Source organism: Parasphingorhabdus sp. SCSIO 66989, assembly GCF_032852305.1.
GTDB classification, from domain to species: domain Bacteria; phylum Pseudomonadota; class Alphaproteobacteria; order Sphingomonadales; family Sphingomonadaceae; genus Alterisphingorhabdus; species Alterisphingorhabdus coralli.
The window spans coordinates 1,597,544-1,617,177 of the sequence record NZ_CP136594.1 but is presented as its reverse complement, the minus strand read 5'-3'; the positions used below and the strand labels follow the sequence as shown (position 1 = coordinate 1,617,177).

Annotated in this window: 25 protein-coding genes and 1 tRNA gene; 13 read left to right on the top strand and 13 right to left on the bottom strand. The window is 55.9% G+C overall.

Translation table 11 applies throughout. The annotated features are described in order from the left end of the window. Positions 1–339: 339 nt before the first annotated feature. Positions 340–633: a type II toxin-antitoxin system RelE/ParE family toxin gene (locus tag RB602_RS07700; RefSeq protein WP_317079979.1), complete on the bottom strand. Its 294-nt coding sequence runs from the start codon at positions 631–633 to the stop codon at positions 340–342. Next, the gene (locus RB602_RS07695) at positions 626–889 is read right to left on the bottom strand and encodes a type II toxin-antitoxin system ParD family antitoxin (RefSeq protein ID WP_317079978.1); all 264 of its coding nucleotides are present in this window, start codon (positions 887–889) and stop codon (positions 626–628) included. The genes RB602_RS07700 and RB602_RS07695 overlap by 8 nt, the downstream gene beginning before the upstream one ends. A 222-nt stretch (positions 890–1,111) precedes the next feature. Here RB602_RS07695 and RB602_RS07690 point away from each other — a divergent pair, with 222 nt between their 5' ends. The 5 genes from RB602_RS07690 (at position 1,112) to RB602_RS07670 (ending at position 3,144) form a co-directional block, all read left to right on the top strand. Continuing rightward, positions 1,112–1,450: a type II toxin-antitoxin system RelE/ParE family toxin gene (locus RB602_RS07690; RefSeq protein ID WP_317079977.1), complete on the top strand. Its 339-nt coding sequence runs from the start codon at positions 1,112–1,114 to the stop codon at positions 1,448–1,450. Then, positions 1,447–1,725 (top strand): helix-turn-helix domain-containing protein, encoded by a 279-nt coding sequence (locus RB602_RS07685; RefSeq protein ID WP_317079976.1) that lies wholly within the window; start codon positions 1,447–1,449, stop codon positions 1,723–1,725. Before RB602_RS07690 ends, RB602_RS07685 begins: the two co-directional genes overlap by 4 nt. A 241-nt stretch (positions 1,726–1,966) precedes the next feature. Then, positions 1,967–2,302: an EexN family lipoprotein gene (locus RB602_RS07680; RefSeq protein ID WP_317079975.1), complete on the top strand. Its 336-nt coding sequence runs from the start codon at positions 1,967–1,969 to the stop codon at positions 2,300–2,302. Positions 2,303–2,380: 78 nt separating this feature from the next. Continuing rightward, positions 2,381–2,725 (top strand): hypothetical protein, encoded by a 345-nt coding sequence (locus RB602_RS07675; protein WP_317084397.1) that lies wholly within the window; start codon positions 2,381–2,383, stop codon positions 2,723–2,725. Between the two features lie 119 nt (positions 2,726–2,844). After that, entirely contained in the window at positions 2,845–3,144 is a 300-nt protein-coding gene (locus RB602_RS07670) for a hypothetical protein (protein WP_317084396.1), read from the top strand. A gap of 294 nt (positions 3,145–3,438) precedes the next feature. On the opposite strand, the gene RB602_RS07665 is transcribed toward RB602_RS07670, so the two are convergent. Then, positions 3,439–3,885 carry a hypothetical protein gene (locus RB602_RS07665; RefSeq protein WP_317084394.1) on the bottom strand — a complete coding sequence of 149 codons (447 nt, stop codon included), beginning with the start codon at positions 3,883–3,885 and terminating at the stop codon, positions 3,439–3,441. Between the two features lie 222 nt (positions 3,886–4,107). On the opposite strand from RB602_RS07665, the gene RB602_RS07660 reads away from it, so the two are divergent. Beyond that, a complete protein-coding gene (locus RB602_RS07660) occupies positions 4,108–4,890 on the top strand; it encodes a MotA/TolQ/ExbB proton channel family protein (RefSeq protein WP_317084392.1) in 783 nt (260 codons plus the stop codon). A 65-nt stretch (positions 4,891–4,955) separates the two neighbouring features. Beyond that, on the top strand, positions 4,956–5,663 hold the full coding sequence (locus RB602_RS07655; RefSeq protein ID WP_317084390.1) for an energy transducer TonB: 708 nt from the start codon (positions 4,956–4,958) through the stop codon (positions 5,661–5,663). Positions 5,664–5,707: 44 nt separating this feature from the next. Here the strand turns inward: RB602_RS07655 and RB602_RS07650 are convergent. Then, positions 5,708–5,784, bottom strand: a tRNA-Met gene (locus RB602_RS07650). A 181-nt stretch (positions 5,785–5,965) separates the two neighbouring features. Here RB602_RS07650 and RB602_RS07645 point away from each other — a divergent pair. Then, positions 5,966–7,210 (top strand): NAD(P)/FAD-dependent oxidoreductase, encoded by a 1,245-nt coding sequence (locus tag RB602_RS07645; protein WP_317084389.1) that lies wholly within the window; start codon positions 5,966–5,968, stop codon positions 7,208–7,210. On the opposite strand, the gene RB602_RS07640 is transcribed toward RB602_RS07645, so the two are convergent. Next, positions 7,207–7,737, bottom strand: a complete 531-nt coding sequence (locus RB602_RS07640) for a 2'-5' RNA ligase family protein (RefSeq protein WP_317084387.1) — start codon at positions 7,735–7,737, stop codon at positions 7,207–7,209. The two genes, RB602_RS07645 and RB602_RS07640, sit on opposite strands and share 4 nt — an antisense overlap. 70 nt (positions 7,738–7,807) lie before the next feature. Between RB602_RS07640 and RB602_RS07635 the strand changes: the two genes are divergently transcribed. Then, positions 7,808–8,224: a hypothetical protein gene (locus RB602_RS07635; RefSeq protein WP_317084385.1), complete on the top strand. Its 417-nt coding sequence runs from the start codon at positions 7,808–7,810 to the stop codon at positions 8,222–8,224. Positions 8,225–8,286: 62 nt separating this feature from the next. Here the strand turns inward: RB602_RS07635 and RB602_RS07630 are convergent, their stop codons facing one another. The 7 genes from RB602_RS07630 to fabD form a co-directional block, all read right to left on the bottom strand. Next, a complete protein-coding gene (locus RB602_RS07630; RefSeq protein ID WP_317084383.1) occupies positions 8,287–8,835 on the bottom strand; it encodes a peroxiredoxin in 549 nt (182 codons plus the stop codon). A 254-nt stretch (positions 8,836–9,089) separates the two neighbouring features. After that, entirely contained in the window at positions 9,090–10,064 is a 975-nt protein-coding gene (gene mltG, locus RB602_RS07625) for an endolytic transglycosylase MltG (RefSeq protein WP_317084382.1), read from the bottom strand. A gap of 5 nt (positions 10,065–10,069) precedes the next feature. After that, a complete protein-coding gene (gene fabF, locus RB602_RS07620; RefSeq protein ID WP_317084380.1) occupies positions 10,070–11,326 on the bottom strand; it encodes a beta-ketoacyl-ACP synthase II in 1,257 nt (418 codons plus the stop codon). A gap of 193 nt (positions 11,327–11,519) precedes the next feature. Then, positions 11,520–11,756, bottom strand: a complete 237-nt coding sequence (locus RB602_RS07615) for an acyl carrier protein (RefSeq protein ID WP_317084378.1) — start codon at positions 11,754–11,756, stop codon at positions 11,520–11,522. Between the two features lie 322 nt (positions 11,757–12,078). Then, the gene (gene fabG, locus RB602_RS07610) at positions 12,079–12,816 is read right to left on the bottom strand and encodes a 3-oxoacyl-[acyl-carrier-protein] reductase (protein WP_317084376.1); all 738 of its coding nucleotides are present in this window, start codon (positions 12,814–12,816) and stop codon (positions 12,079–12,081) included. A 7-nt stretch (positions 12,817–12,823) separates the two neighbouring features. Continuing rightward, positions 12,824–13,255, bottom strand: a complete 432-nt coding sequence (locus RB602_RS07605; protein WP_317084374.1) for a GxxExxY protein — start codon at positions 13,253–13,255, stop codon at positions 12,824–12,826. A gap of 65 nt (positions 13,256–13,320) precedes the next feature. Next, the gene (fabD, locus tag RB602_RS07600; protein WP_317084372.1) at positions 13,321–14,262 is read right to left on the bottom strand and encodes an ACP S-malonyltransferase; all 942 of its coding nucleotides are present in this window, start codon (positions 14,260–14,262) and stop codon (positions 13,321–13,323) included. A 144-nt stretch (positions 14,263–14,406) separates the two neighbouring features. Between fabD and RB602_RS07595 the strand changes: the two genes are divergently transcribed. From RB602_RS07595 to RB602_RS07580, 4 genes are all read left to right on the top strand, one after another. Further along, complete coding sequence (locus RB602_RS07595) at positions 14,407–15,807, top strand: phosphotransferase family protein (protein WP_317084371.1); 1,401 nt, start codon at positions 14,407–14,409, stop codon at positions 15,805–15,807. Beyond that, positions 15,804–17,078, top strand: coding sequence for an acyl-CoA dehydrogenase family protein (locus RB602_RS07590; protein ID WP_317084370.1), 1,275 nt, complete (start codon positions 15,804–15,806; stop codon positions 17,076–17,078). The genes RB602_RS07595 and RB602_RS07590 overlap by 4 nt, the downstream gene beginning before the upstream one ends. Before the next feature lie 53 nt (positions 17,079–17,131). Beyond that, positions 17,132–18,028, top strand: coding sequence for a glycosyltransferase family A protein (locus tag RB602_RS07585; RefSeq protein WP_317084368.1), 897 nt, complete (start codon positions 17,132–17,134; stop codon positions 18,026–18,028). Positions 18,029–18,162: 134 nt separating this feature from the next. Next, positions 18,163–18,762: a hypothetical protein gene (locus RB602_RS07580; protein ID WP_317084367.1), complete on the top strand. Its 600-nt coding sequence runs from the start codon at positions 18,163–18,165 to the stop codon at positions 18,760–18,762. Between the two features lie 9 nt (positions 18,763–18,771). Here the strand turns inward: RB602_RS07580 and RB602_RS07575 are convergent, their stop codons facing one another. Beyond that, the gene (locus RB602_RS07575) at positions 18,772–19,590 is read right to left on the bottom strand and encodes an LD-carboxypeptidase (protein WP_317084455.1); all 819 of its coding nucleotides are present in this window, start codon (positions 19,588–19,590) and stop codon (positions 18,772–18,774) included. Positions 19,591–19,634 lie beyond the last annotated feature (44 nt).

Here is a 19,634-nt window from a genome sequence, read left to right as displayed (position 1 = left end):
CGGTGACAGTTTACTAAATCCCTAAATCATCGAAAGCAAGGCGCAGGGGTAATTCGGGGACAGTTTCATGGACAATGCGCTCAAGCGTGACCGAGGCTACCAAAAACTGTCCCCGAATTAACCCGAATTGCCATCACCGTCTCAGATATCCAGTACTACGGTTGAATTACGGCGGCAGTTTACTGATTGCACTTAATTGTGAGTGGAATTTACCGATTCAGTCAATTGCCATTATAGTCCGCCCAAGCGCCTGCATAATCAGCCAAAACAATCCTCACCCAGATAAAGAATGCGAGAGGGTATTGCGGGCGGCCCAATGCCCAAAGCCTAACTTGGGCACTATAAATGTCGTGCCGGGTCCATGCTGCCATGCAGGATGCGCAGCACCAAAATACCACTATCTAGAGATTGGTAGTAAATTGCATGAGATACGCTTGTATAGCGCCGCAATCCGGCTCGGATATAGCTGTAATCGCTGCCAAAACTCGGATTTTCAGCAACAGTTTCAAGCTTTTGCATCAGGGTGTCAGAGTAGCGATCTGCCTGCTGCACACCAAATTCTTTCAGGCTGTAAAGGTAAATATCGATCAGATCACGGTCGGCTTCTTCGGTAAGCCTGAGCCGTTCAGTCATCCAGCAAGCCCTGAGCGCGGGCTTCCTCACGAGCGGCTTTCATGATTTCCGGCAAGCTGCGCGAACTTACACCGCTCGCCTCTGCCTTATCGAGCATGGCGCGCAACTCCTGAATGGCGCTTTCCCGGCGCTCCTGATCGCGGCGGACAAGATCGCGGAAATACTCGCTCACATTGCCATAGCGCCCACCATTGATCTGGGCTTCAACATAGGCGTTCATCTGCTCCGGCACCGAAATTGTCAGTCTGTTCATCATGCGCTCCTTCATATATATTCATAACTGTTATGAATATGCCGCGCAACTCTTTGTGACATTGCTACAGTTAGCCGGAAATACGGTGACAGGAAATACGGTGACGGTTTACTAATTGCACTTCATTATGGCTCGAATTTACGGATTCAGTGAATTGTCATCATAACCTCAGATTACCCTATCATACCTCTTGCTTTAAGTAACCCATTGGGTTATGCATGCCATATGCAAACAGTTGCCGAGACGCCAACTTTTATCCGCCAGAGTGAAAAACTGTTTAGCGAAGATGAGAAAGACGAGCTTATGACCTTCTTGGCCGAAAACCCTCTGGCAGGTGATGAAATACCGGGCACAGGCGGTGTCCGCAAAGTGCGGTTTGCGGCATCGGGAAGGGGAAAGCGAGGCGGTGCGCGGATCATCTATTATTACCTTGATGATAGGATGCCTCTCTATGCCCTGCTGGCTTATGCAAAGGCCGCAAAGGCAGATATGACAGTCGGCGAAAAACGCACCGTCAAACAACTAACCACAGCCTTAAAGGCGGCATGGAAGGACAGAAAATGACAGAGTTGGGCGATGATCTTATTCAGTCTCTGGGCGAGGCCCTTGCCCATGCCAAAGGCGAAGGCCCTGCCCTTGTGCACGAACCCATAGAACCGGCCAAGGTGCGCAAGCAGATCAAACTGACACAGGCACAAATGGCCCCTCTGCTTGGCATGAGCCTTTCCGGTTATCGCAAATGGGAACAGGGCCGCCGCGCCGTCAGCGGCCCGGCCGCCGCGCTGCTGAAGGTGATTGCCAAAGAGCCGGAAGCCGTGAGGCGAGCACTGACGGGCTAGAGCGGAATTAAGGTCGCAGTTTACCAATTTCTCTGGTTGTTCTGCTCTATCTCAATCTCTCTTATCCTGTCACCATGTTACGGGCAGTGGCGTTTTCAGCCATGGCGACCCTGATGGCCCCACGGCGTTTTCGTTTTGGCTGCGCAGAGTTTACAAAGGCCCGAACCCGATATGTGATAGCTCCAGAGCGATAATTGGCCGGCACTATTGCTGGGATGATCGATCGATGGAGAGATTCAGCATGATACGTAACGGTTTACTTGCCATTGCACTTGTGGCGCTGGCTGGTTGTGAACAGGCCGAAACTGTGGATTTCTATGCGGAGAACAAAGAGGCCAGAGAAGCGAAAGTTGCTGAGTGCCAAACCGGGCCATTATCGTACAATGATTACGATCAGGATTGCGTTAATGCTTTTCAAGCAGGGCAAAAATTGCGGCGGGAGCGAACTCAGAAGCGCAATGCGCAGCGCAAGTGCCGACTAATCGAGCTCAAGGCGAAAAGTGAAACCGGCGATATGAGAACGACAAAGCACTTGGAAGACCCTGAATGGAAAGAATTGGAGTGTGACGAGCTCTAGGGTCAGTATGCCTAATTACGTAATTCAAACATGCTTAGCAATTTCGCCATCATCTGACCGCAGCAAGAGTATGTATTTGTGGGCTTCGAATATCGGATAGAGAGCGATTATCCAGACAAGGCCTGGATCGGGCTAGCGCATTATCTGATGCCAGCTTCCAATATAGGCGACAGCTCTGAAGGCCCGATATACATCACGCATGATGACGACATGGCATCAAACCAGGTCGATATCCAAATTGACAAGACGGCAAAGGGGATATGGATCACCTTTATCAGCACCCGTGAGAAAAGCCGTAATCTGCTATCCGAGGCATTAACGCACTGCTATTCGCAAAATCTGGTTCACCGAATAGTTGATGATGATGATGCAGATCGAACACATGATTTCGTGCGCTTTATTGACAAAGATCGGGAACAGTGAAGGGATGCAAGGCGGCGCGCACACTCTCTGAATTCTTGCAATAGAGCACCTAATGCCGACACAGCCGCGTGAACCGTAGTCCCAGAAACGCTCAAAGCGACCACATGCAGGAGCATATTATGGATGCAAAACGCATCGAGCTATTCCGAAAAACCAACCAAGAAGGCACTTTGATTGTCGATGCGACTTTGAAAGAAGACGGGGCCATAGAAATCTTCTTCCATGACATAGGCAAAACGGCCGAGAATACATGGGGCAACCGTGATTATGAGCGCTCCCTCACCATTCCCAAAGACAAACTTGGTTTGTTCGCTCTTGCACTGATAGGCGAAACATTTGCCGACGACGCCCGAGCGCTGTCAAAGGTGGAAAATCTGTGCAAAGCCCATGATATCCCAACATCAGGCTTTTCGTTTTGAAAGGGGCAAGGAATTACCTCTTTCATACGTCGGAATGAGGCAGCAGCGTTTATGTCCTACACCCTGCATCGCTGCTAAACTGGCTGCGGCTCTTTCTCATTTGCTGAACCTGCACGGGCATTTTCTCGCAATCCCATAGAGACTGTCACCCAGTCTTTATCGCGAAGCATAGTATCATAAATCTCTATTTTGCAATGTGATAGCAGAGTAAACATACCCAAAACACCAAGGTGACACTGTGTCACCCTGTGTCACCTTTTGTTGGAAATTCTGTTGCGCCCGGATCGGCGGCGGTCAAATGCCGGTCTTGCCTATCTCGGTCTCTACCCGGAACTTCAGCACCAGCAGCGCCGAAACCAGCACCACGGTCAGAAACGCAAAGGCGACAATATTCTCATCAATGCCGAGGATCAGCATATGCTGTTTCGGATCGATGATCGCACCGTGATAATGGTCGACGAACAGCACCGAAATCCAGAAGCCGATAATATTGCAGCCCTGCCAGACACAGGACAGATAGAGATCGCGCAACTTGTTCTCATGGCGGCGCCAGATCAGATAGAGGTTGACCAACCCCGATGTGACCATAAAGCCCAGCGCCCAGACCAGATGCACCCGCGCATGGCCGACCCATTCTGCATTGAGCAGATGCGATGTGCCGCTGTCGCGAATGGCGGGGCCGAAAAACTCGAAGGCCGAGATGGTGAGCAAGATTTGGGGAAGCAAAAATCGGTTCTTCATAGGGGTATAGTTCCTCTGGCTCGGTTAGCGACGGCGAACTGGCTATAGCGCGCTCGCTATGCGTTGATAGCCCATAGCGTCAAAGCTGCCGAAAAGCATTTATGACGCCACAATGACAGAAATATGTAGATCATGTTTCCATCCGCGTCATAAAATGGTAATGAAGACATTGAGCAAGCCCCCTGAATGCAATCCTTTGTGGGGAAAGGATGGATGGGCACTATGTCAGAGCAACCGAGTATCTGTCGCAAACTATCTGTAAAGGCTGGCCTTTGCGTTGCGATGCTGTTGCCGCTCTCTGCTGCATCCGCAGCGGAAGCCCCGTCCACCATGTCACCGGTTGAGCAGCTGTTTGACGCTGGCGGGCCGATCATAGTCATCCTGGCTGTGCTGGCGGTACTGGCGCTGGCGGTGGCTCTGGTCAAATTTGTGCAATTCTATCTGCTGAGCGTCGGTCGGTCCAACTTTGTCGGTGATGTCGTCACCGCTATCCGCGAGGGGCGTCATGCCGATGCGCTGGCTGATCTGGAGCCGCGCAAAAGCCCGGTGGCGCGGGTGATGATGGCGGCGGTGCGCGGCAATGCCGACCCGCAGATGGATGACACCATAGTGCGCGAGGAAACCACCCGCATCGCCCAGGCCCAGCTTGACGGGCTGGAGCGCGGGCTGGCGGTGATCAGTCTGATTGCCACCATAGCCCCGCTGCTCGGCCTGCTCGGCACGGTTCTGGGTATGATCGAGGCGTTCCAGCAGATGGAGACCGTAGGCGACAGCATCGAGCCTGCAGTTCTCGCTGGCGGGATATGGGAGGCGCTGCTGACCACGGCGGCGGGCCTTGCGGTCGCCATTCCCGCAGCGGTGCTGTTCACCTGGCTGCAGCGTTCGGTCGATGTCGAAGCACAGCATATGGAAGATGCCGCCACACAGGTGTTCACCATCCCGCTTTATGAAAACGAGCCGGAAAACCGACCGCAAGATGCAAAAATGCCGAGCGCTGTCACATGAGCATCCTGTGCAAAAGGGCCAAGATAACGCTGCTGACGGTCCAGCGACCGGGTGGAGGATAGCCGATGGTCTATGCCGATCAATGGACCAGCGCCTTAAGCCCGGAACGCCCGCCGGTTCCGCGTGGCTGGCACTGGTCGCTCGGTGCGCTGGTCTCGGTGATGATCCTGGGGACGGGTGTATGGCAATATTCACGCAATGCCATCCCTGAGACGGGGGAAATGATCGACGAAATGGTAGTAACGCTTGGCGCCCCTGCCCGCCGTCTGGAACCGCCACCGCCCGGGGTCGAGACCACAGACGAGCCGGAAATACCCACAGAGCGCGCCGAAGATGCGCCGCCACCGGCAGCACCGGAAGAGCCGCGCGCCGTCGCTGCATCATCGCTCGACGGATCAATGGCATCGGGAACCGGCGCAAAACCTGCGCCGCCAAAACCGCTGCCACCGCCGCCCCCGGAACCTCCACCCAAGGTTACCGAGCTGCCGACCGATTTCGTCCGTATCTCCCATGCGCAATATCGCAATCGGATACGCTATCCCACCGCGTCAAGACGAATCGGTGAGGAGGGCAAGGGCGTTTTGCAGGTGACCATTGCCCGATCAGGCAAGGTACTCAACGCGCAGCTCATCACATCAACAGGCCACCGCAATCTTGATCGCGAGATTGAACGCGTTGCAGAGACAGTGACCCAGCTAGACCCACTCCCGGCCAACTACGCCAATGACACTGCGACAACCGATATCTCAATCACCTTCGTTCTCAATCGTTGATGGCGAAGCGCGTCTGATCTCGAAAATGACTTTTGGTGTAAAAATGGTAGCGGAGGAGGGACTTGAACCCCCGACACGCGGATTATGATTCCGCTGCTCTAACCACCTGAGCTACTCCGCCGAACCGGCTGTATCCCGGCATAGCGGGATCGCAGAGCGCGGGCTATAGTTGCCATGACCATCATGGTCAATATGGCACAAGGCTCCGGCACGATTTTTTCTTGCTTGACGCTTGGCGGTAACTGGTGTGCAGAAAAACACTCATTAATTAAGCAACAACGGTGCAAACGGGGCGAGACAGCATGGAAAGCTATGATGTGATCATTGTCGGGGCGGGTCATGCCGGGGCGCAGACCGCGATTGCGCTGCGCCAGCATGGCTTTGAAGGCAGCGTTGCGCTGGTCGGCGATGAGCCCGATCTGCCCTATGAGCGCCCGCCGCTTTCCAAAGAGTATTTGAGCGGCGACAAGGAATTTGCCCGCATGGCACTGCGGCCGGAAGCGTTCTGGCAGGAAAAGGCCATCACCCTGTTCCTCGGCAAACGGGTGTCACAGGTTAGCTCCGGCCTGCAGGAGATCACGCTATCGGATGATACAGTGCTGCGCTACGGCAAGCTGGTCTGGGCCGCAGGCGGCGCACCGCGCATGCTCGATTGCCCGGGCAGCCATAGCCGCAATGTGTTTGGCGTGCGGCGCAAGAGCGACAGTGATGCCATCCGCACAGCCCTGCCCGATGCGACCAATGTGGTGATTATCGGCGGCGGCTTTATCGGACTGGAGGTCGCTGCTGTCGCCGCCAAAGCGGGCAAAAAAGTGACGATTATTGAGGTTCAGGATCGATTGCTGTCGCGGGTCAGCGGGCAGATCATCGCCGACTATTATCACAAGCTACATGTCTCTCACGGCGTCCATATACGCCTCCATACCAAGGCAGAGAAATTCGTCACCAATGATGAGGGCAAGGCAACCTCGATCCTCCTCGATGATGGCTCTGCCCTGCCCTGCGATCTGGTGGTGTTTGGCATCGGAATCATACCGGAGACAGGACCGCTGGTGGCAGATGGCGCAATGGGCGGCAATGGTGTCGATGTCGATGGCCTGTGCCGCACCAGCCTCAGCGATATCTACGCCATTGGCGATTGCGCCAATCATGCCAATGCCTATGCCCATGGCGCGCACATCCGGCTGGAATCGGTGCAAAATGCCAATGATCAGGCAAAGACAGTGGCGCAGGATATTATCGGCAAAGGTAAGCCCTACCGCGTGGTGCCATGGTTCTGGTCTAACCAATATGATGCCCGGCTGCAGACCGTGGGCATGACGCTGGGCCATGATGAAGAGATTTTGCGCGGTGATCCGGAAAGCGGCAGTTTTTCCGTGATCTATTTGCGCGACGACAAGGTGGTCGCGCTTGATTGTGTCAACAAGACCAAAGACTATGTCCAAGGCCGCGCGCTGGTGGAAGCGGCGGTTGAGGATGGTCAGGAACTGGACAAGGCCCAGCTTGCCGATACCGAAATACCGCTGAAAGAGGTAGGTCGGGCTTAACCCGCGGCGACCGTCTTCCCACGAAAGCCATATTCACCCATATCCTCCCATGGCCCGCCGTCATAGCGATGGAGCGCAAGGCCAGTAATGCTCAGCGGGCGCGGCATAAAATGCGTTGCCAGTTCGGCATAGGTCTCTTTGGCAATCGCGGCAGCCACTTTGTTCTGGACTGTGATGTGCAATCTTGGCCGACCCTGATCCTGCGCCGTTAAGAGCCCGTGAAATTGCTCGGCAATCTCGGCACGCATCGTCTGTAATGCTGGACTTTCAATACGATAGGCTACACCACCGCCGAGCTTCATGAGGTCGCTGAGAATCGCCGACGGTGCGGCATATTGACCCGCCATCGCTTTAGCGCATTGCACAACCTGATCGGCATAATGCCCCGGCAGATGATGAAACAAAGTAATATGCGCCGCGATATGATTGCGCTCGGGGGGGAAATATCGCCGTCTGAGGCCATTCGCCCAGGCAAAATCGTCGAGTCCCATGCGCGCCGTCATGATGATCGGGCGGCGATCAATCATAGCGTTCTGCTGGCCGTGAATTTGATAAACGACATATTGCATTGCTATAGCTTGGCTGGGGGAGAAGAAAATGCAAAAACCATCAATCACATATTGGGTCGTGGCCGTCATCCTGACACTTTGGAACGGCTTCGGCCTGTTTGCCGTATTCGGCGACCCGCAACTGCTGGGCTATGGCCAGGTTGAACCGGAACAACAGAAACTGCTGGATATCCGCCCCATATGGGCGCTGATAGGATCGGCATCATCTGTCATCGCCGGCGTACTCGCCTGTCTCATGATGTTGGCGCGCAATAAGCTGGCGGTTCTCTTTTTTGGCATCTCGCTGCTCGGCTTTTTGACCCAGAATATCTGGTTTTTCGGCAGCGAGACGACACGGTCATTGTTGCCGCCTGCCTTTCCCGGATTACAGCTAACTATCCTTGTCTCGATCATTGTCGGGATATGGATGTGCCGCCGGGCTTCGGCGAAAGGTTGGATGCGCTAAAGCCAAAAGGGCGCGACGTGCTCCCATGCACATCGCGCCCTTCCTTACTGCAAAGCTAGATTTTAGGCCGCTTTGGCGACATCGCCTGCGCGCAGCGTGTCCAGAATATGCTCTGGAGCGGTTTCGCCATAAGGGTCTTCATCCGAACCATCATCATTGATGCCCGGTTCTTCAAACCAGTGAGTGATAACGCCGTTATCGACAATCATGGCATAGCGCCAGCTACGCTCACCAAAGCCGACATGGTCCTTGCGGATCAGCATGCCCATATGCCGGGTGAAATAGCCCGAGCCATCCGGCAGCAGCTTGACCTTATCAACGCCCTGTTGCTTGCCCCATTGGTACATCACAAAGGCATCATTGACCGACATGCAATAAATGTCATCAACACCCTCGGCCTGAAATTCAGGGTAGAGCTTTTCGAAATTCGGCAGCTGGAAGGTGCTACAGGTCGGAGTGAAAGCGCCGGGCAGCGAGAACAGGACGACGCGCTTACCAGAGAACAAGTCGCCGCTCATCACATCTTCCCAGCGGAAGGGGTTGTCGCCGCCGATGCTCTCATCGCGGACACGGGTTTTCAGACAGACATTGGGTACATTGCGACCAAGCATGATCGTCCTTTCTTATTTGATACGTTGGCGGAATAATGTTGCGGCGCACATATGATTATTGTGCAGTGCGCTATCAAGCCTAAGCTTCGGCTTTTCCAGAGATTTATTGGTCCTCCCCGTTTACGGGGAGGTGGCTCACCGTAGCTTTAGCGGAGGTGAGACGGAGGGGGATTTCCACTTGCGCTGGTCCGGATGGCCAGCCCCCTCCACCAGCTTCGCTGGTCCCCTCCCCGTAAACGGGGAGGACCATAATGCTACATCTCACCACGCTGCCGACGGATCGCGAACCAGCGCTCGACATTGCGGTTATGCTCTTCCAGCGTATCCGCGAAAACATGTCCACCGCTGCCATCGGCGACCATATAGATGGCGCTGGTATTGGCCGGGTTGAGCACCGCGGCGATGCTCGCCTGCCCCGGATTGGTGATCGGGCCAATCGGCAGGCCCAAGCTGGTATAGGTGTTGTAATCATTCACCGCATTGAGTTCAGAGCGCAATATGCGGCGGCCCAGCGGTTTGCCCTTGGTCACCGGATAGATCACGGTCGGGTCAGCCTGCAGCATCATATCGCGCTTCAGCCGGTTGGAATACAGACCTGCCACCGTGCGCCGCTCTTTAGGCACACCCGTTTCCTTCTCGACAATGGATGCCAATATGATCGCTTCCTGCGGTGTAGAAACGGCGATATTGCTCGCGCGCTCCTTCCACAGATCGGCCAGCGTCTTGTCCATCGCATCCTGCATCCGCTTCAAAACAGCGGCGCGGCTCTCACCACGTTCAAAGCTATAGCTTTCAGGCAGCACCGAACCCTCTTCGGGCACCTCTATCTCGCCCGTCAGCAACGGTTCCGCCATCAGCGTCTCATGCACCACTATGCTCGGCATACCTTCCGGGATGGCCACCAGCCGCAGGACAAAATCATTGCCCTGCAAAATCGCCAATATGTCAGAGTTGCTCGCCCCGGCGGGAATAACAAATTCCCCCGCTTTGATAGGGTCGTTGCTGCCCAACAGTTTTGCGCGATTGAGAAAAGCGTCGGCAGAACGCACCGCACCTGCTTCTTCGAGCAATTCCGCCGCTTTGGCGAGGCTGCTGCCCTCGGGCAGGATGAAGCTGATTTCCTCTTCAGCAGGCCCTTCGCCGGTCCAGCCCCAGATAAAATTGCCACCCAAAATAGCGACACCGAGAAAGGCGATCAACAGGATCGCACAGCCGAGACGCCGCGCCATGGTGGTTAGAGTGCCTTCATAATCAGCGACGCATTGGTGCCGCCAAAGCCGAAGCTGTTATTCAGCACTGCGCGGACTTCGCGTTTCTTGGCCGCATGTGGCACCAGATCGACGCCCTCGGTGCCCTCATCAGGGTTATCCAGATTGAGCGTTGGCGGGACAATCTGATCGCGCATGGCGAGGATACAGAAAATCGCTTCCACCGCGCCCGCGCCGCCGAGCAGATGGCCAATGGCGGACTTGGTGCTGCTCATGGAGGCACCGCCGAGATCATTGCCAAGCACCCGCTTAACCGCCGCCAGTTCGATGGTGTCAGCCATGGTCGAGGTGCCGTGAGCGTTGACATAATCGATATCGCCCGCACTGAGACCCGCCTTTGTCAGCGCCATTTCCATCGCCAGCTGCGCACCGGCACCATCAGGATGCGGCGCGGTGACGTGATAGGCATCGCCCGACAGGCCATAGCCGACGACCTCGGCATAGATGGTCGCGCCGCGCACCTTGGCCCGCTCATATTCTTCCAGCACCACGATACCGGCGCCCTCGCCCATAACGAAGCCCTCGCGGTCCTTGTCATAAGGGCGGCTTGCCTGCTCAGGGCGGTCGTTGTAGCTGGTGTTAAGCGCCCGCGCCTGCGCAAATCCGGCAACACCCAGCGGATTGATGGTGCTTTCCGCACCGCCAGCAAGCATCACATCAGCGTCATCCAGCGCAATCATCCGCGCTGCATCACCAATGGAGTGCGCACCGGTGGAGCAGGCGGTCACCACCGCATGATTGGGGCCCATAAAGCCATATTTGATCTGCACCTGGCCGGTGACCAGATTGATCAAACGGCCATGGACAAAATGCGGGCTGACCCGTCCGGGGCCGCGCTCATGCAGAACGATCGATTCCTTCTCAATGCCAGGCAGACCGCCAATACCCGCGCCGATAGAACAGCCGGTGCGGCGCTTTTCTTCATCGCTCATCTCGGTCAGACCGGCATCTTCTAGAGCCTGCCCGGCCGCATCAATACCATAGACGATAAACGGATCCACCTGACGCTGGATCTTGCCATCAACCCGCTTGTCCGGGTCAAAACCCCAGTCATGATCGGCAGGTTTTACCTCACAGGCGATTTTGCACTTCTGGTCCGCCGGATCAAAACGCGTAATCGGCCCGGCACCGGATTTCCCGGCGATCAGATTTGCCCAGCTGGTTTCAACGTCACCGCCCAAAGGCGTCACCAAACCCAATCCGGTTACCACCACACGACGCATTGCATATTCTCCAAAAACGCTTCGGCTTTTTCGTTCCTGCCACTTCAGATAGGTGCATCACATTTACGTGATGAGCCGATAAAAAAGGGCCTTCCGCCCGATGCCATAGACCGAAACGGAAGACCCGTAAAATATCTCATGTCTTTTCGCTTAGCCCAGTGTCCCCGCTATTCCGGGCGACCGGCTATGGCGATCAGCCCTGATTATTATCGATATATTCGATAGCGTCGTTGACGGTGCTGATTTTCTCAGCAGCATCGTCGGGGATTTCAACGCCGAATTCTTCTTCAAACGCCATGACCAGCTCGACAATGTCGAGGCTGTCTGCGCCCAGATCATCAATGAAGCTGGCATCGGTTGATACCTTGTCCGCTTCTACGCCGAGATGCTCGACAACAATTTTCTTTACGCGATCAGCTGTATCACTCATCGGGGTTCCTTCTGGCTTTGTTGATTTACATGCTGCCCTAAAGCCATGCGCGGCCTCTGGCAAGTCCCGGCTTTATGATCAAATACTATTGGCGAGTGTTCTCGGGATAATAGAGGTGCTTTCTTTTAACCGTTAGCACGTTGGCGCACATGCCCGCGCAAGCGGGTTAGAGTATTGACTCGCGCAAAGGCGCAAAGGCACGAAGAGGTTGGTGATCAAGAATATCCTTCTTTGTGCCTTTGCGCCTTTGCGCGAAAATATATGTGCGAGATGTTTCCGCTTGCGCGGAGATTAGTAGTTCTAAGTCAAGCTATAGAATGGCTCAAAGCATCGCCATGCCGCCGTTTATGTGCAGCGTTTCGCCGGTGATATAGCCTGCCTCATCGCTGGCGAGGAAGGCGGTGGCGGCACCGATATCATTACCCGCACCGAGTTTTCCGGCAGGGATTTTCTGCATCAGCGCCTCTTTCTGTGCATCAGGGAGTGCATCGGTCATCGCTGACCGGATAAAACCCGGTGCAATACAATTTACCGTGACACCGCGCGAAGCCAGCTCCTGCGCCAAGGCCTTGGACATGCCGACCAGCCCCGCCTTGGACGCGGCATAATTGGCTTGTCCCGGATTGCCGGTGGCGCCAACAACCGAGCTGATCGAGATAATCCGGCCATGCCGCGCCTTCATCATCGGCTTGGCCGCAGCGCGCATCAGGCGGAACGCGGCTTCCAGATTGACGCGGATGACATCAGCCCATTCCTCGTCCTTCATCCGCATCGCCAGATTATCGCGGGTGATACCGGCGTTGTTGACGAGAATGGACAACCCGCCGAGCGCCTCCGCCGCGCTCGGCACCAGGGCGTCCACGGCTTCCGAATCAGAGAGATTGCACGGCAGCGCGATATGATCGCCGCCCAGCTCGTCGCGAAACGCATTGAGCTTTTCCGCATTGGAACCCGAGAGCGCCAACCGCGCGCCCTGCGCCGCCAAGGCTTTGCTGATGGCGCTGCCAATGCCACCCGATGCGCCGGTTACCAGTGCGGTTTTTCCTGTAAGATCGAACATATATGCCTCAATGTTTAGGAGTGTTTTGATTCACGCGGAGACGCGAAGACGCGGAGGGGTTAAGGTCATTGACTATACGCTTAAGGCCTTCCTTGAGCGTAGCGCCACCAAAATTTATCAGCAGCCCAACGGGCTGCTGGGTCAGTTTCAGATAGGTGAGTAACTGCTTGGCATGAGCTTGGCTCAGCTTCTCAACCAACTTTATCTCTACCAACAGACAGTTATCTACAATCAGGTCTATTCTGAAAGCGGCAGGAAAATGCAATCCATCATAATCTACATCGATTGCCTGTTGTCGCGAGACGCTGTGCCCGCGCCGTTCAAGTTCTGCTGCCAACAACATTTCATAGACGCTCTCGAGCAGACCCGGCCCCAAATCCCTGTGGATTTTTAACGCCGCATCAACAACATCGCCCGAAATGGCATCCAAGTCCTGCATTTTACTCCAATTATCTCCGCGTCTCCGCGCCTCCGCGTGAGAATATGATTGAATAACAGTCGTGTTTATTGCGTGGCAGTGAAACCGGCAATATCATCCACCGATACCAGGCTGGTCGTCTCAGCCTCGGGCGAAATGCGTTTGACCATAGGTGTCAGCACCTTGCTGCCAAACTCCACAAAATGGCCAATGCCCGACTCATGCATCACGGTAACAGACTCACGCCAGCGCACCATACCGGTCACCTGTTCCACCAGCAGTTTGCGAATGATGTCGCCTTCTTCGACCAGCGTGGCGGTGACATTGGCGTAGAGCGGAACGCTTGGCGCGCTGATGGCAACATCAGCCAGAGCCTCAGCCATTTTTTCTGCGGCAGGTTGCATCAAAGGGCAGTGAAACGGCGCGGATACCGGCAACGCCATAGCCTTGCGCGCGCCGGCCTCTTTCGCCAATGGCAAGGCGCGTTCAACCGCACCCTTGTGCCCGGAAATCACCACCTGTCCCGGCGCATTATGGTTGGCGGCAACACAGATTTCGTCATTCGTGCTGGCCTGTTTGGTCACCGCATCCGCTTCATCAAAGCCGATACCCAGCAAGGCCGCCATTGCGCCCTCACCCACCGGCACCGCCGCTTGCATCGCCGCGCCGCGAAGCTTGAGCAGTTTTGCCGTGGTGGCCAGATCAAATGACCCAGCGGCACAAAGCGCACTGTATTCGCCCAGACTATGCCCGGCGACACAGGCCGCATGATCGGCCAGTACCCCACCCTGCTGATCGAGCCAGATACGCAGCGTTGCAATGGCATTGGCCATAATCGCAGGCTGGGCATTTTCTGTCAGGGTCAGCGCATCTTGCGGCCCCTCTGCCATAATCTCAGACAGCTTCATGCCCAAGGCATCGTCAACCTCGTCGAAAACCTGTGTCGCAATCGGATGTGCCGCCGCCAGTTCGACACCCATGCCGACTTTCTGGCTGCCCTGCCCGGGGAAAAGAAATGCCCGCTTCATAAATGACCCTCTTCTCAAAAACTGGCGGCGGGGTAACGGCACTGTCGGGATTAGGCAATATAGAATGGCGATTGATACCCCGGCTTTTGCTTTGCCTGCTGTTTCGCTTGCCCTGATTTAATCGATCGCTTAACCTCGCCCGAAATGGATAAAAACGCATTGGGAGAGGCATTGGGCAGACTATGCGCCCGCCATTTTGGTGGCGAGGCGAGCATCGCCAATTTGCAGCGCCTGTCCGGCGGCGCCAATATGGAAAGCTGGGGCTTTGACTATGGCGATCTGCCGCTGGTGCTGCGCCGGATGCCGGGTAATGGCGAGAGTGACGACACTGTCCCCCGCCTCTCCATTGCCAGCGAGGCCAAGCTGATTGCACTCGCCGAGAGCCATGGCGTAACCGCGCCGCCCATGCTCGGCGTGCTGCAGCCCGAAGATGGCTTGGGCGAAGGCTTTTTGATGCAGCGTATTGAAGGCGAAGCGCTGCCGCACAAAATTCTTGGTAATCCTGCATTTGCCGAAGCTGAGAAGGCCTTACCCCGGCAGTGCGCCGAGGAACTGGCGCGAATACATACGATCCCGCTCGATACCCTGCCCGATGATATGCCCAAGGCCGATGCAGCCACTTTGCTCAGCGAAATGCACCAGCGCTACAAGGATTATGGCGCGGCTATTCCGGTGTTTGATTATGCCTTTCGCTGGCTGCAGGATAATCTCCCGGCAACAGCCGATCCATGCCTTCTCCATGGCGATTTCCGCATGGGCAATCTGTTGATCGACAGGAAGGGCATCACTGCCATCCTTGACTGGGAGTTGGCGCATATCGGCGATCCGGTGCAGGACCTCGCCTATCTCTGCACTCCGAGCTGGCGCTTCACCCGCCATGATCGCGGCGCAGGGGGATTTGGCGCGATTGACGATCTGATCAGCGCCTATGAAGCCGCGAGCAGCGCGCCGGTTGATCTTGCGCGCTTTGATTACTGGCTGATCTATTCGACGCTGTGGTGGGGCAATGTCTGCCTGAATATGACTGATATCTGGCGCTCCGGCATGGATCGCAGCCTTGAGCGCACAGTCATCGGTCGGCGCACCAGCGAGGTCGAGATTGATCTGTTGCTGCTTTTTGATCCGCTCTTGGGCGATGTCGCCAAGACGCAGTTTGAGTGGCAGGAACCGGAAACGCCTGATTTTGCAGGCGAAACCGACAATGCGGAACTGCTGGAAGCGCTTGTCGGATGGGCCAGCGAGGGTGTTATTGACACAGCGAAAGGCCGCGCGCTGTTCGAGGCCCGCGTTGCGCGCAATGCACTGGGCATCCTCAAGCGCGATGCATTGTACGGCGCGCGCTTTGCCGAAAGCCAGCAGCAAAGGTTCGACACGCTCGACCTGTCTTTTGAGGCGCTTCGCGCAGGACTGAGCGACGGTACAATTGCCCTCAACCAACCCAAAATACTCACCCATTTGCGTCTCTCGGCACTGGAGAGGCTGACCATTGACCAACCCAAATATCCGGGCCGGGAGAGCGCCCTTAAAACATGGAGCAGGACATGAGCTTCACCATTCCCCAGGACATCACCGATTATCTTGCAGAACTCGATGCATTTATCGAGGCCGAAATCAAGCCGCTGGAGCAGGCGGACGACAATATCCGCTTTTTCGATCATCGCCGCGAACATGCGCGCACCGATTGGGACAATAACGGCCTGCCGCGGGAGGAATGGGAGGCGCTGCTTGGTGAAATGCGACGTCGCGCCGATGCGGCCGGGCATTATCGCTTTGCCCTGCCGGAAGAATTTGGCGGCAAAAACGGCTCGCATCTCGCCATGGCCTGCATCCGCGAGCATCTCGCCGCCAAGGGCCTGGGCCTGCACAATGACCTGCAAAATGAAAGCTCTATCGTCGGCAATCTGGTTCAGCCGCTCATGGTGCGCGATTTTGGCACCGACCAGCAAAGGCAAGAATTCATCCCCGCGATGCTCGAGGGCCGGATGCTGTGGACCTTTGGTCTGACCGAAGAACATCATGGCTCAGACGCGACCTGGATGGATACCAAAGCGGTGCCGCAGACACGCGATGGTGTGGATGGCTGGCTGATCAACGGTAACAAAATGTGGACCACGGGCAGCCATATCGCCACCCATTGCATGGTCTTTGCCCGGCATGGCGGCAAGGATGGCGACGCGCGCGGTATTGGCTGTTTTCTGGTGCCTTATGATACGCCGGGGGTGGAGATTGGCGAGTATCTCTGGACCTTCAACATGCCTACCGATCACCCCAAGGTGAAATTCACCGATGTCTGGATTCCGGGCGATGCGGTGCTGGGTGATCTCGATATGGGCCTCGCCTGCGCCCAGCATTTCGTGCACGAAAACCGTATCCGCCAGGCCGCATCATCGCTCGGTGCAGCGCAATATTGTATCGATCAGTCAGTGGCTTATGCACGGGAGCGGACACCATTTGGCAAACCACTCGCGGCCAATCAGGCGATCCAGTTCCCGCTGGTCGAACTGCACAGCGAAGCCGCGATGCTCCGCGCACTGATCCACCAGACGGCGGCGGCGATGGACACCATGCCCAAAACGGAAGTCGCCAAGCGCCTCTCCGACCGCATTTCCATGTGTAACTACCGCGCCAACCGCCTGTGCTGCGACGCGGCTGACCGCGCGATGCAGGTCCATGGCGGCATCGGCTATTCGCGCCACAAGCCGTTTGAGCATATCTACCGCCACCATCGCCGCTATCGCATCACCGAGGGCTCAGAAGAAATCCAGATGCGCAAGGTGGCTGGGCATATGTTTGGGTTTATCGGCAAGGCTGGTTAACATGTTTGCAACCTGTATCGGCTAGACGCGGAACAGCGCGACCGGGAGCAAGCATGTTCTACCGTTTAAAAGCATCGCTGGGCCTGAAAAAGCTGAATGCCGCTGCTAAGGGGATTTTGCAAACACCGCCCATTCCCGTCACCAATGACCCGCTAATCTTCCTCTCCCAGCTCTGCCATCGCGATGTTCTGGCATATCTGGTGGCTCTCAAATCCATCCATCGCGCTTTCAAGCAAGGCCGTGTCATCATCATGGACGACGGCAGTCTGACCGATGAGGACAAGGCGATATTGGCAGAGCATATCCCCGAAGTCGTCATTAGACCGATTGCCGAGGTAGATACCCATGGCTGCCCGCGTGGCGGCACTTGGGAGCGGCTATGGGCGATTATGGAAATGTCTCGCATAGCCTATGTCATTCAGGTTGACGCCGATCTGATCGGCCTAGGACCAATGCCGGAAACCGTTGCTGCTTATCAGTCTGATCGGTGCTTCACTCTAGGCAGCCGCATGGGGCAGAGCATTGAAACATTTACTACAACATCAAAGCACGCTTCGGTGCTAAACAGCAAGCATGTGCAAACTCTATCAGAGCGAATCTTCAAGGAGCTTCCCCATGCAGACCAGCGCTATTATGTGCGCGGTTGCTCCGGTTTTGCCGGTTTCGCGCAAAACAGCATCAAGCCGGAAACGCTAATTACGTTTTCCGAACAGGTTGAGACAAAAATCGGCTCTGTCTGGCATGAATGGGGATCAGAGCAGATATCTTCCAACATGTTGATCGCCAATACTACAGACCCTTTGATCCTGCCGCATCCGGCCTATGCCAATTATGACCCGGATATCAATCCGGCCAATGCGCAACTGCTCCATTTTGTTGGAACCCATCGCTTTTATCGTGGTATCTATGCGCAGACAGCGCGTAAGGTAATCAAAGATTTAACCAATTAAACCTCTGACCATTACATTACTGTAACCAGACACGCCTGCCCCTCGAACCCAGTATGTCATACGCATCCTCAAATGCGATGTGCAACTATGCGAACCTTCGCACAAAATGCAGCCAAAAGATCAGGGGAACTCCGTTGAATACGCTTATTTCAAACAACCGCATAGTGGCGCTTACACTGTTCATCACAGTTGCGACCCAGCTGCTATATGTCGCCACATTGACCGAAGTTGGCATTGTCGAAGGTTGGCCATTGCGCTCAACCATCTGGACGATTGAAACGGTGGCTTTCACGGTCATGGCTGTCGCGGCGCTCGGCGCCATGGTGCAGGATTCTGCACGTCGCATCATCTGGGCAGCGCTGGCGGTCTCAGCCCTTTTCAATACCCTTCAAGCCGGCATTGGCCTCTCAATGTTCTTGCCTGCCACCGAAGCGGGACCGGAGTTTGGGCCATTGATGCAGACCGTTTTGGTCGGAGCCTTTCTGTTCTTCTTTGTAGCAAAAGCATTGATCGGCATGGCCGGTATTGGCTTGGGACTGTCCCTGTGGAGCAAAGGCGGTGCGGCAAAAGCTGTCGGGCTGCTTGCCATAATAACCGGTATCGCTGCCGCTGCGGTCAACATTCTGGCCTTACCGCAAGGAATGGCACTGGTCTTCCCCGCAGGCGCAGCCGGGACCATTGCAACGCTTTTCGTCGCTATTGCGGCCTGGATGGCACAACCGCAGTCAGAATAATCAGCCGGATTATCGGCTGCCGAAAGGCACCACCTTATTGTCGGCATCATGGCCGATATCCATGCGTCCGGCATAGGCTATGCCTGACCGGGCGCACCAGCTTTGCGCTATCTCTTCTGCGGTCATGACGAAATCGATATCATTCTCTGGAACACCGCTGACCCGTCCGAGTGCGATGCCCTTGAGGCCCTTCCCTGCAAGCGCATTGGTAACGGCAAAAAATGCGCGATCAATCGCGTAGAGATGCTCGTCAACCTCTTCGAGTACCAGAACATGGCCCGCCAGATCGGGCAGCAAATCGCTACCGACCAGCATCGCAAAGGTCATCAGATTAAACGCGGCGTAGGGGGTGTCTGGCTCCAGTCCTGCCGCGAGCGACTGTGGATCACGGTCCAATAGCCAATCCAATGCCCGCGCAATCGCCGTATCGCCGCCAGTGCGACCAATATCTGCGACCATCGGCCCATGCGCCACCTGCCCTATCCCCGCGCGATAGAGCGCCGCGAGCATATTGCCGCCATCGCTATAGCCCATATAGCTTTTGCTGCACGCCGCGTCCCCGAGCATGGCAACCGACTCTCCGGCAATGCGGCAGGCGCCATAGCCGCCACGGGCAAACCAGATGGCGTCAACCTCGGGATCATTGGCCAGTTCGACGAACGCATCACGGCGCTGGATGTCGGGACCGGCAAAATGGCCATGGCCAGCAAAGCACTGTTCATGAAACACCAGCTCCGCCTCGGGATGGCTCGTTCCGGAAATCGCCAGCACATGATCGGCAGTTGAGCGGTCAATAGCACGCGACGGCGCGCATATGCCGATTGTCATCTTCTCCACAGCGTCCCCCGCTTCCCCATTGCCAACTTACCGCA

What these genes read in the sequence shown, in the direction of transcription:
- RB602_RS07700 (WP_317079979.1), bottom strand. Translation starts at nt 633, where the DNA reads ATGACTGAACGGCTCAGGCTTACCGAAGAAGCCGACCGTGATCTGATC.
- RB602_RS07695 (WP_317079978.1), bottom strand. Translation starts at nt 889, where the DNA reads ATGATGAACAGACTGACAATTTCGGTGCCGGAGCAGATGAACGCCTAT.
- RB602_RS07690 (WP_317079977.1), top strand. Translation starts at nt 1,112, where the DNA reads ATGCAAACAGTTGCCGAGACGCCAACTTTTATCCGCCAGAGTGAAAAA.
- RB602_RS07685 (WP_317079976.1), top strand. Translation starts at nt 1,447, where the DNA reads ATGACAGAGTTGGGCGATGATCTTATTCAGTCTCTGGGCGAGGCCCTT.
- RB602_RS07680 (WP_317079975.1), top strand. Translation starts at nt 1,967, where the DNA reads ATGATACGTAACGGTTTACTTGCCATTGCACTTGTGGCGCTGGCTGGT.
- RB602_RS07670 (WP_317084396.1), top strand. Translation starts at nt 2,845, where the DNA reads ATGGATGCAAAACGCATCGAGCTATTCCGAAAAACCAACCAAGAAGGC.
- RB602_RS07665 (WP_317084394.1), bottom strand. Translation starts at nt 3,885, where the DNA reads ATGAAGAACCGATTTTTGCTTCCCCAAATCTTGCTCACCATCTCGGCC.
- RB602_RS07660 (WP_317084392.1), top strand. Translation starts at nt 4,108, where the DNA reads ATGTCAGAGCAACCGAGTATCTGTCGCAAACTATCTGTAAAGGCTGGC.
- RB602_RS07655 (WP_317084390.1), top strand. Translation starts at nt 4,956, where the DNA reads ATGGTCTATGCCGATCAATGGACCAGCGCCTTAAGCCCGGAACGCCCG.
- RB602_RS07645 (WP_317084389.1), top strand. Translation starts at nt 5,966, where the DNA reads ATGGAAAGCTATGATGTGATCATTGTCGGGGCGGGTCATGCCGGGGCG.
- RB602_RS07640 (WP_317084387.1), bottom strand. Translation starts at nt 7,737, where the DNA reads ATGATTGATCGCCGCCCGATCATCATGACGGCGCGCATGGGACTCGAC.
- RB602_RS07635 (WP_317084385.1), top strand. Translation starts at nt 7,808, where the DNA reads ATGCAAAAACCATCAATCACATATTGGGTCGTGGCCGTCATCCTGACA.
- RB602_RS07630 (WP_317084383.1), bottom strand. Translation starts at nt 8,835, where the DNA reads ATGCTTGGTCGCAATGTACCCAATGTCTGTCTGAAAACCCGTGTCCGC.
- mltG (WP_317084382.1), bottom strand. Translation starts at nt 10,064, where the DNA reads ATGGCGCGGCGTCTCGGCTGTGCGATCCTGTTGATCGCCTTTCTCGGT.
- fabF (WP_317084380.1), bottom strand. Translation starts at nt 11,326, where the DNA reads ATGCGTCGTGTGGTGGTAACCGGATTGGGTTTGGTGACGCCTTTGGGC.
- RB602_RS07615 (WP_317084378.1), bottom strand. Translation starts at nt 11,756, where the DNA reads ATGAGTGATACAGCTGATCGCGTAAAGAAAATTGTTGTCGAGCATCTC.
- fabG (WP_317084376.1), bottom strand. Translation starts at nt 12,816, where the DNA reads ATGTTCGATCTTACAGGAAAAACCGCACTGGTAACCGGCGCATCGGGT.
- RB602_RS07605 (WP_317084374.1), bottom strand. Translation starts at nt 13,255, where the DNA reads ATGCAGGACTTGGATGCCATTTCGGGCGATGTTGTTGATGCGGCGTTA.
- fabD (WP_317084372.1), bottom strand. Translation starts at nt 14,262, where the DNA reads ATGAAGCGGGCATTTCTTTTCCCCGGGCAGGGCAGCCAGAAAGTCGGC.
- RB602_RS07595 (WP_317084371.1), top strand. Translation starts at nt 14,407, where the DNA reads ATGGATAAAAACGCATTGGGAGAGGCATTGGGCAGACTATGCGCCCGC.
- RB602_RS07590 (WP_317084370.1), top strand. Translation starts at nt 15,804, where the DNA reads ATGAGCTTCACCATTCCCCAGGACATCACCGATTATCTTGCAGAACTC.
- RB602_RS07585 (WP_317084368.1), top strand. Translation starts at nt 17,132, where the DNA reads ATGTTCTACCGTTTAAAAGCATCGCTGGGCCTGAAAAAGCTGAATGCC.
- RB602_RS07575 (WP_317084455.1), bottom strand. Translation starts at nt 19,590, where the DNA reads ATGACAATCGGCATATGCGCGCCGTCGCGTGCTATTGACCGCTCAACT.